Raw genomic sequence first — 10,957 nt, 5'->3', positions numbered from 1 at the left:
TTGAAGGTCTCCCCGGTACTCAGGGCCAGGATGCTGTCGCTGGGCGTGAACTGGCTCAGGTTCAGGTTCCAGCCGACTCCGAAGCCGGAGTCCAGGATATTGATCGGACTGAAGCTCAGGTTCAGTGGGAAAGCCGGGCCGCTGAGCCAATTGCTCTGGACTTCGGGCAGGTCGATGGAAAGGGTGTATTGCCCGGTACGAGGGTCGACGCCGCTTTGTAGATAACTCAGGAATCCGAACGCCTGGGAGTGCACGGTTTTTGAAGTGGTCATGGCCTATCTCTCATATTTCTCATCAGTTGGAGAACAAGATTTGAATGAGGCTAAGGCTAAGGCGAAGGTGAAGGCGGAGCTGCTGAAGTTGTTATCTTGATGCAAGAAACATCGTCCCTAAACTCTCCAGTGAATTGCAGATCAACCATTTGTAGGCCAGGTTCAATTATCTGGCCTTTTTGATAGGCTGTTAGATATTCAATTTCCTGTATAGATGTGCTGGTTAATTTTTTTATGGTTTTAAGAATTAGCCAGGTGTTTTTACTGTACTTCTGGCAGTCACCAGTATCGCCCACGAAAATGGTGGTGGCTGAAGGTATTTCGGCCAGTTGGATTGAACGAGCTCTATCATCCCAGCCTTCACACGGACGAGGGGGGTTAACAAAACTATAAGTTTTGCTTTCGCCCGGTCCTGGCAGGGAGAAAGAACAAATAGCGTTCTCCTTATCTCTAAGTATAACGGTCCCCGTTGCCGAAAAAGCCGAGTTTGAGTAAGTGAGTTGGCCGGCCAGCAATAAGCCGAAAGCGATCGCTTTAACGTGGTTCATGGCGACATGACCTATGGCGAATATAGTGGGTTAGAAAAGTGTTGTAGAAATCAAGGTTATCACCTGATTGATTGCTTGAAACCTAACAGTTCTGTTAGTAGACAATGCCTTTCATCGAAATCTACAGTGTGATTTCCGATGCTCTATTGCGCTCGAATTTCCGAGGCATTTCCCATGGCTGATTTGAACCCGCGCCCAGAGATTCCGGCCCTACAGTCCGGTAATTGGATCGACTTGGAACAATTGAGCAATGCTCCATTGCTCACGTATATCAAGTTTCCCGGTATGGCTATCGGCGATGTGCTTTGGCCTCACTGGCGAGGGTGTGGTGCGCAAGGGGAAGTGGCTGACTTCAGCGATTCTCGAGTGGATGTGACAGAAAGTGGAGGGTATACCCCGGAGCGGGGAATGCCGGTGAATATTCCCAATGATCTGCTCAGGCAACTGGATCAGGGGTTGGTACTCTATTCCTATGCCGTGGCCTCGCCTGGTGACCCTGATAATCAGGGGGCGGAATCGCTTCGAATATTGTGCTACGTAGGAAAACGCAAGCTACCTGTCCCGCAAATAAAGGAATCTCACGAACGCTCGGTGGATCCCAGGAACGTCCTTTCGGCGGGCGCAACCGCCGTGGTACCGCCTTACCAGGCCATGAGCGTCGCAGATGAGGTCGTCTTCAGTTGGCAAGGTTACTTCCAGGGCCTACCAGAACCCGTGTATCGCGAGTCCAGGGAAATCAGGGCCGAGCATCTGGGCCAGCCTTTGGCATTCACCGTGCCTTATATCGAGATTGTTGGGATTGCGGGTGAACATGCCGATATCAGCTATCGCGTTCAATACGCCGGTCAAGCCGCACCGTTCAGTGAATCCGAGGCGCAAAGAATCGACATTGTCGAACCTGGTTCCGCCTTGTTGCCTGCTGTTACGGTCAAGGACTACACCGAGGGGCCGATTAATCCAGGGCACTATCCCAATGGCCTGACTTTGCAGGTGAAACCGGTTTATCCGGATATCCAGGAGAACGACTGGGTACTGTTGTACTGGACCGCTAGCGAAAAGATCAAGAGTGTTACCAAGGCACTTCGGGTCGACCGTTCCATTCTGGACAGCGCGCTTATCGAGTTTCATATCGAGCCTCAATGGCTGGCGGTCAACAGTAACAGCCAAGTAAAAGTGATTTATCAATACGCCCGGAGTGGTGCTGCACAGGCGGCTGAACCCTTGCTGCTGGATATCAGCAAGCCTTTGTACTTGCCCCCTCCGATTGTTGAAGACGTCACCCCGGGTGCAGAAAATCAAGGAACATTGCCAGCAAGCACCAACGGTGCCTATGTCTCGGTGCCCGAGACGGCGGAAACAGGTTCGGGTACGGTGGAAATTCACTGGCAGGGACATCCCAATGGTGGACGTTACGTTGCGTCGACTCCTGTTTCCGGTAGACGTTTTCATATTCCGGGTACCGCCATTGCAGCCAACATGTCTACGCCTGCACAAGGCCGTTATTTTCCGGTGTTCTACAAGGTAAATGGTGAGGAGTCTGTCCATTACAACCTGTTGATCACGCCATTGCCTGCAACGCGCTACCCGTCTACGACCTCTGTGCACATTACAGGCGGCCAGATGTTCTGGAGCAGTGTCCCGTTTAGCGGTGCGGACCTGGTCATCGAGTCTCCGGGTTTCGATGCATGGCCATTCATGGCGCAAGGGCAACTGTTGACGATGGTGGCCACAGGCATCACCAGTGCTGGCCAAACCTCGTATCCGATACGTAGCGCCCGACCAGTGACAGAGGCTGAATTCAGAAACAAGAAAATAGCGGAGAAATTACCCAAGCAAGGATTCCTGGATAACCTCCTGCCCGGAGAAATGTTTTCCCTGAAGGCAAGTGTCAGCTTCGACGGAGGTGAAACATTTACAGAATTTAGAGATACCACTGCAACACTGGTTCGCTAAGTCAAGGTTCGAGTCGCCGGCTCTATCCAATGAGAGGGTCTTGTCATGGAAATCAATTCTGTAGATTCATTGTTGGACTGGCTCGAGGTGAAGCCTCGCACATTGGGTTGGGGGGCGGTCCTGGCCTATGGGCGCAGTGAGACCAATAAAGTTTTGATGCAGGAGTACATTACGCGATTCGGTACCGGCGGCTATATGGAACCGATCACCGAAGAAATACGGGACAATACGACACCGACGCAAAAAGATTACCTGCATAACTATCAAATGGACGCGCCGCGAATTTCGTTCAAGGATGCGAGCCTGCAGAAGTCTTCGGCTAAATTGACGATGAAAGAGGTCGGTGGGACCCATCTGTCTTTCACTAGATCAGTAGGTTCGCAACAATGGTCGCTCACCCGGATTGCCGAAAAAGACGTGTTGGATGGACCTGGATTGATATTTGATATTGACCTGATGAAGAGCACGGGTTCGGTCAGCTCGGCGGGAAGGGTAGAACTTAATATTGCGGAGGGTAGCAATTACCGGTTGATTGACATGCCCTCCGAACATTTGCAAAGAGTCGCAGGAGAGCGATTCAAGACGCATTTCAGGGGACTACCACCCGAACAGAAAATTTTTGTGTTGAATGAATTGAGGTTTGAACCGAATCAGTTCTTGAAACCTTCGAATTTTGTTATTCGCACCCATAACAAGCTGGGCTCCGGCGCCAGGCTATCAGCAGGTGAAGACGAGGGTGAGGGCGCGGTGCTGGTGTTCGTCGCCATGGAGGGGGATGCTAATGGGAATCTGCCTATCGATAATGCAGACCTTAAATATCTACTGCCCGATGGATACTCGGCTACCGTGTTGTTGGGCAATGAAATGTTGATGAAAAAGATAATGACTGAAGGGCTTAGGAGGATCAGTGCCAGCGAACGACCGTTTCGTGCGGAGTTTAAAGTTGTCAATGGCTTTACTGAGGTTACTGGATTCGGGGATGTGCGTAGATATGCCATAGATATCTACAATAATACGTCTCCTGAGGTGAGCGATATCAGTCGGGTATATTTATTTAGTTTGATTATTCATTTTTCTGACCTTGTGGATGAACTTTACCCAGGCGTGGCTAGCATCAATCTCCTAAGCCGGTCAGGGGTGGATGGCGTTAGAAAACTATATTTGGAGTGGGCGGGTAATTCCCAGCAAGCTACTAATGCATATGATTTTGAAGGTAATCCTTATTATGGTGGGTTAGGAGCCGAGTGGCGTTGTGGGTGGGTAATTAAGTTTGGTCTTGATGCCGATGTGGGAACTATTTATGTAGATATTTCTCCACACGAGGCGTTAGCCTTTCATGTGAGTATAGGGACGTTTCATGATCAGCCGAAAGTAGTGAAAATATTTCCTCAATTAAAAATTAATCTGGAAGAAGAGTTAAGAAAAACAATGCCTGCGTTCGTACGAAGCATGTTTGATTCGGCGATGGAAATTAACGCTTTTACCCTTAATAGTTTGTTATTTCGCGGCAACAATGCAGTAAAACTCGATAGCGTTCATTTCCCAGGCGACCTGGCCGCCTTCGGCCACGTCGGCCCCACCCAAACCGCCTTCAGCATCACCGAACTGGAACCGATCATCCCCCATACGGTGCCGTTCCAATTCCATATCGATCCGCCTCGTGAGAATTTGACCTGGTCGGTACGAAACATTCTCGGTGAGACCATTCCCAAGGGAACCATCACCAACAGGGGTTTATATACCCCGCCTACCGCCGCCGAAATGCCACGCAGTTCCATCCGGGTCGTGGTCACCGCCAGCGACGGCACCCACTCCAGCTCGGCACTGGTCGGTATCACGAGCCGGAGCATGGCCATCAACCCGTTGATCATGATCGTGACGGCCGGCGATTCACTGGCCCATGACGTATCGGCCGGCGCTTCAGACGGCGGACCGTTGGTCTGGCCCGACGTGCTGGACTCGGGGGCCGTGGTGAGACCGAACCCCGCCGAGGGCAAGGACCACAGCTACGTGCCGGGACCGCCGATCGCTCAGTCGTCGCCTACGGTGGATACGATCGTGGTGACCAACCCTCGGACCCAGGTGAGCGAGACGACGAGCGTGCTGGTGCTGCACCGAACAGCGCTGCTTGAAGTGGCGATCAATGAGGCCGCCGTTCTGCCGGAAAACCAACTCCAGTTGTCGATCATGGGCGAGGACGGCCCCATCAACCCCGGTGACTGGGGAGAGACATGGCAGGTGTTGCTGGGCGGGGACTCTGCGCAAATTGATGAAGTTAGTGGTTTGCTGACCTTGAACCCGGCGGGACCGGACAAGTTTGTGGTCGTTACCGTCCTGGCGCCTCCCGCGCGGCCGGGTGGGGCTTCGGATGATGGCTACATTGTCCTGCCGTTGCCACTGTTCAGTGTGCCCGAAACGATTCGGATGTTCTGTGTTGATGAGCAGTAAGTTGCCCGCCGCTCCACAGTGAAGATCAGGATTCAAATAGTGGGTTCGTTCTCTATTAAAGGATTTTTGCCATGGACATCAATTCCGTTGATACATTGTTGGACTGGCTTGAAGTGAAACCTCGGACATTAGGCTGGGGCGCGATTCTGGCCTATGGTCGCAATGAGACCAATAAGGTCTTGATGCAGGAATACATTACCCGATTCGGCACCGGTGACTATATGCAGCCGATTACCGAGGAGATACGGGACAATACGACGCCGACGCATAAGGATTTTTTGCATAACTACCAGATGGACGCACCGCGACTTTCCTTTGCGGGCTCAAACTTGCAGAGGTCTTCAGCTAAATTAACGATGAAAGAGGTTGGTGGCACTCATCTGTCATTCACTAAACTGGAAGGTGCCCAACAATGGTCGCTCACCAGAATCTCCGAGAAGGATGTGTTGGACGGGCCAGGGCTTAAGTTCGATATTGATCTGATGGCGAGCACTGGTTCGGTCAGCTCGGCAGGGCGGGTGGAACTCGATATTTCGGAAGGCAGTAATTATCGCTTGATCGACATGCCATCCGAACACTTGCAGAGAGTCGCTGGTGAACGCTTCAAGGCGCATTTCAGGGGGTTGCCGCCGGAGCAGAAAATTTTCGTGTTGAACGAATTACGATTTGAACCGAATCAGTTTCTGAAGCCTTCGAAGTTCATTATCCGCACCCATAATAAACAGGGTGCCGGTGCCCGATTGTTAGCCAATGAAGATGAGGGCGAGGGCGCGGTGCTGGTGTTCGTCGCCATGGAGGGAGATGCTAATGGGAATCTGCCTGTCGATAATGCGGATTTGAAGTATTTGCTGGTCGAGGGTTATTCGGCTACGTTGTTGCTGGGTAATGACATGTTGATGAAAAAAATATTTGCGGAAGGGATTAAACGCACAAATACATCGGATGATCCGTTTCGTGCAGTATTTGAAGTGGTTAATGGATTTACCGAGATGACTGGTCATGGTGGAAGGTGGGCTCGTATTAGCATACTTTATGCTGATCCTGCTAATGAGGGTGATGATCATTTTGTAGTTACATCCAGATCGCTAAATGCCAATTTTTCTGAGCCGGAAGGCGCTGAGAATGTAGCGACTCTCCGTGTTCGACGCCTGTCACGGGAAGTTGTCCTGGAGTGGCGTGCGGATAGAATGCAATTTTGTGATGTGAGGTATAAAAAGAGCGAGCATGCCATAGAAAGGTATCTAGGATCTAACTGGGAGTGCTTGTGGAGGTTTCGGTTTAAACTGGAATCGGCATCCGGAAACATTATATTTGAGGTTGTTGATCAGCCGGGGCAGATAAAGGTCTCGGGACGTATAGGAACGTTTGCGGATCAGCCGAGGGTTGTAGAAGTTTTTCCGCAGATCAAGATGACATTGGAAGAAAAACTAGTGGACTTGCTGCGTCCAAGTGTTGACTCTTTTGTCAGTCCTACGCCGGAAATAAACATTTTTACACTTAACAGCTTATTATTTCGCGGCAACGACTCCGTAAAGCTCGAAAGTGTTCATTTTCCCGGCGACCTGGCAGCTTTCGGTCACGTCGGCCCTACACAAACCGCCTTCAGCATCACCGATCTGGAACCGATCATCCCCCACACGGTTGCGCGCCAATTCCATACCGAACCGCGTCGCGACAACTTAACGTGGTCCGTGCGCAATATCCTCGGCGAGACCGTTCCCAAGGGCCGCATCACCAACGCGGGCTTGTACACCCCGCCCACCGCCGCCGAGATGCCCCGCGGTTCCATTCGGGTGGTCATCACTGCCACCGACGGCACCCACACCAGCTCGGCGCTGGTGAGTATCACGAGCCGGAGCATGGCCATCAACCCGCTGATCATGATCGCGACGGCCGGGGACTCCCTGGCCCACGACGTATCGGCCGGGGCGGCGGACGGCGGGGCGCTGATTTGGTCCATGGAGGATCCGGACTCTGGTGCGGTGGTAAGACCGAACCCTGCCGACGGCAAGGACCACAGCTATGTGCCGGGGCCGCCGATCGCCAAATCGCCGCCTACCGTCGACACGATTGTGGTGACTAACCCACGGACCAGCGTGAGCGAGAAAACCAGCGTACTGGTACTGCACCGAACAGCGCTGCTTGAAGTGGCAATCAACGAAGCCGCCGTTTTGCCGGAAAACCAGCTCCAGTTGTCGATCATGGGCGAGGACGGTCCCATCAACCCCGGTGACTGGGGGGAGACATGGCAGGTGTTGCTGGGCGGGGACTCTGCGCAAATTGATGAAGTTAGCGGTTTGCTGACCTTGAACCCTGCGGGACCGGACAAGTTTGTGGTCGTTACCGTCCTGGCGCCTCCCGCGCGGCCGGGTGGGGCTTCGGATGATGGCTACATTGTCCTGCCGTTGCCACTGTTCAGTGTGCCCGAAACGATCCAGATGTTCTGTGCCGATGACCAGTAAGTTCCTGGCACTCACGCTAATGGCTGGAGAATGATCATGTCGAATTCACTGGAAAGTTTGTTGAATAAAATGCGAGGGCGCTCGATCACTTACGGTTGGGGAGCTATCGTCGCTTTTGGTCGAGAACAGCTCAACCGCTTGTTGGAAACGCAATATTTAACCTGGTTGCATGAAGGACGCTTCATCCCGCCAATCAGTGGTGTGGCCTATCTGGATGATCGGACGGAGTCCATGACATTGGACGGTCTATTACTGGGCAAACCAGTGTTGTCATTCGAGTCGGCTTCGCTGAATCAGTCCAGGGTGACGTTAACCATGAACATCGTAGGCGGCAGTTATACCGCCAGGAGTCATCCGGCCGGCGGGGGCGCGGTTCGCTTGCTGTCCAGTTTCAATATTACCGAAGCGATGGGCTACCACATTCAGATGCAGCTCAGCCTGAACCAGATTGAAGGTGAAGTGGATAAACGGGGACGGGTGACATTGGATGTGGCGAGTGATCTGTCGATGACGTGTAATCTGGGAGGAATGCCCGGGGTCGACAAGCCCGTCGCGGCCTTGATCCAAAGCCGCTTGGCGATGCTGCCGCAGGACCAACGGATTTTTGAGTTGGGGTTGTTTGACTTCAGTGGCTATAACCCTTTGAGTCCGACCGGATTCTACATTCGGACGCAGAAAGCCCCCACCTCCGATAATCCGGAGGATGGTGCGGTAGTGCTATTCATTCGCCTGAAAATCCATGATGAAAATGGGCAAGGGCTTCCGATTGAGGGCAGTGACTTCCCCTATCTGATTCCTGACGATAAGGCAGGAGGGCGGAATATTTATTCAGCTTCATTAGTGCTGAACAGCGAATGGATCGAGCTGCTCGACGATGTACAGCTTGATGTATTGAAGAATCTGCTTTTTCCAAGCGATAACTTTTTCATCGAAAGCAATAATGGACGACATACGCCTCATGATTTATTGGTGTTGGGCAATATTGAACCGACCTCCGAAACAGTGAACGTCGAGCCGGCCTTCATTAGTTTGAAGAGTGGTGGGCAGCCTCAGACATTTATCGCACGTAAGAGCAACGGGTCGAGCATTAGCGCCCAATGGAGTGTCAGCAATCCTCTTAGCCCATTTTCGGTGGGCACGATTACACCCACGGGTGGGGTCTATACCGCGCCAGATCCAATACGAATGGGTAAAGAACAACAACCGGTCGTGGTAACGGCACAGTACATGAAAGGAGGGGCGCTACAGAAGAGTTCGGCCTTAGTGCTCGGTGTTTTCGAAAGCATGAACATTTCGCCAAGGGTGTGCGTGCGTGGTGTTGGGAGTAATCCAACACCCGTCGAGATTATCGTAACGAGCTTGGGCAACGGGAGCTTGCGATGGCCCACGCTTTCGCCGGATGAGGGAACGCTTGAGGTCGTTGACAACTATCACGCGATCTATACACCGCCTGCCAGCCAGACCGAACCGCTAGCCTTACAGAAAATCAGGGTGACCGATCCGCAGTTCAACGAGACGATTGAAGCGACAGTCGTGTTGGTGAAAGCGGCGCATACGCTGCCGATCGATCCACCCTATGTTGCGGCGATTACCGCGAGCGATCCGATTCGGCTGTATGCCGACCTGGAGCCCGAAGATGATGTTCGATGGACCGTTATCGGTGAGGGGGACGTGGATGAGAATGGAGTCTATACACCTCCCGCCCAGCCCGCGTCCCGAATCAGTGTGGTGAGGTGTTCCTATCTGGTGAACGGTCAGGCCAGAGCAAGCGGTTTCAGCATTATTCAGCTTTCCGAACAAGTACAACCAGAGCCACGTTGGCTGGAACTTAACGAATTCACAATCGCCGTCAATAATGGCCTGGATAGTTGTTTCAGCAATGGTTTTCAACAAATTCCCATTATCGTTACCATCGCAACGAAATCGGTCGCCGTTGGTGGAGTGCAGCAATATATTCCCGTGAGCGATGCTGAGTTGGCTACGCTCAGGTTGGTCGATAAAATGACGAATGTTCCAATTCCATTCATCGCGGTGGGCCAGGAAGGTATTGAATATGGCAGTCATACGCTCTGGGCCGCCAGTAAAACAAGAAACCGCTTCAGGTTTTTTTCCTCCACTGCGGCACGAACTTATCCGCTGGCGCCGCCGGTGGCAAAAAATAATGGTGTGCGTTATCGCGAGCTTTATATATGTATTGCACAAGAAGGTGGTCGGACATTCTATGCGCAATTCGATTCGCCTTATGGTATTCAAAACTCCACTGATGATAAAACTGAAAACTATGAGGTTGTAGTGCAGGGTGTCAGGCCGACGACCCCTCCATTGTCCCACTATGAATTTAATCGTGTGCGTAAATGGAAGGATGCTGATGGACACGATGCGCCGCCCAGCCAAGAGAATCCAGAATGGGATTATTTCAGCTATTATCGCCAGTCCATCGATTACTGGTATTTGAGCTATTTGCGGCGGGGTATCGATCCAGTTCTCTTCAGTACGTTGCTCATCGAAAACAATATTTCGACTGTGCAATGGGAAAGTGAGCTGATCGATGAGGTGTTCTTTAGCTACACCGGTTACGCCTTCAATCCAGCTAATTTTGAGAATGCCGACAGTCCAAGCCCTGCCGGATTATCTTTTGATCCGTATCTGTGGGGGTTGATGAGAAACTATAAGAAAAGTCTCAAGACTTCATTTGATGGTGGAGGGCCGGCGCAGGGGGAGTTGATTGTCAGTTTGCATCGAACAGATGATATAAAGTATTGGTATGATGGGCTGGCAAGCGGCGACAAGCGAAAGTTGTATCGTCAGCATCTGGATCCTGCTATCCATTTATTATTGCTCGATGAAGATGGGAATCGGCATTCCCTGGCAATTGGATTCGATTCGCCCTCCAATGAGGATAGTCGTAATAAGTTGGTGCTGAGTCGAAGGTAATAAATAAAAGTATTCTGTTTCTCATGTATAGGACCGTCGATAGCCTTATTTTACGAGGAAGAAAGAACATGACTACTTCCAGTGTCGTGCACTCCCAGGCGTTCGGATTCCTGAGTTATCTACAAAGCGGCGTCGACCCTCGTACCGGGCAATACACCATTTCCATCGACCTGCCCGAAGTCCAGAGCAACTGGCTCAGCGGCCCGGCTTTCCCGCTGAACCTGAGCTTCAGTCCGATCAATATCCTGGACTCCGGCTTCGGGGTCGGCTGGAACCTGAACCTGAGCCAGTTCACGCCCAGCGACAGCATCCTGGCCCTGAGTACCGGGGAGACCTTCAA

7 protein-coding genes are annotated in these 10,957 nt (G+C 52.0%); 5 read left to right on the top strand and 2 right to left on the bottom strand.

Features of this window, described 5'->3' with window-relative positions:
- Both N4Q37_RS27495 and N4Q37_RS27490 read right to left on the bottom strand, forming a co-directional pair.
- The coding region (locus N4Q37_RS27495; RefSeq protein WP_260963334.1) for a hypothetical protein at positions 1-272 on the bottom strand (272 nt) is incomplete at its 3' end.
- A gap of 56 nt (positions 273-328) precedes the next feature.
- On the bottom strand, positions 329-820 hold the full coding sequence (locus tag N4Q37_RS27490; protein ID WP_260963333.1) for a hypothetical protein: 492 nt from the start codon (positions 818-820) through the stop codon (positions 329-331).
- A 174-nt stretch (positions 821-994) separates the two neighbouring features.
- Here N4Q37_RS27490 and N4Q37_RS27485 point away from each other — a divergent pair, with 174 nt between their 5' ends.
- The 5 genes from N4Q37_RS27485 to N4Q37_RS27465 form a co-directional block, all read left to right on the top strand.
- Positions 995-2,773 (top strand): hypothetical protein, encoded by a 1,779-nt coding sequence (locus N4Q37_RS27485; protein WP_260963332.1) that lies wholly within the window; start codon positions 995-997, stop codon positions 2,771-2,773.
- 45 nt (positions 2,774-2,818) lie between these two features.
- Complete coding sequence (locus tag N4Q37_RS27480; RefSeq protein WP_260963331.1) at positions 2,819-5,221, top strand: hypothetical protein; 2,403 nt, start codon at positions 2,819-2,821, stop codon at positions 5,219-5,221.
- A gap of 71 nt (positions 5,222-5,292) precedes the next feature.
- Positions 5,293-7,683 carry a hypothetical protein gene (locus tag N4Q37_RS27475; RefSeq protein WP_260963330.1) on the top strand — a complete coding sequence of 797 codons (2,391 nt, stop codon included), beginning with the start codon at positions 5,293-5,295 and terminating at the stop codon, positions 7,681-7,683.
- Positions 7,684-7,719: 36 nt separating this feature from the next.
- Positions 7,720-10,617 carry a hypothetical protein gene (locus tag N4Q37_RS27470; protein WP_260963329.1) on the top strand — a complete coding sequence of 966 codons (2,898 nt, stop codon included), beginning with the start codon at positions 7,720-7,722 and terminating at the stop codon, positions 10,615-10,617.
- Between the two features lie 68 nt (positions 10,618-10,685).
- Positions 10,686-10,957: hypothetical protein (locus N4Q37_RS27465; RefSeq protein ID WP_260963328.1), on the top strand; the 272-nt coding region annotated here is incomplete at its 3' end.

It is taken from the genome of Pseudomonas citri (genome assembly GCF_025336485.1).
Classification (GTDB): Bacteria; Pseudomonadota; Gammaproteobacteria; order Pseudomonadales; family Pseudomonadaceae; genus Aquipseudomonas; species Aquipseudomonas citri.
Note: the sequence above shows the minus strand (reverse complement) of the source record. Positions and strands in the feature narration are given on the sequence as shown.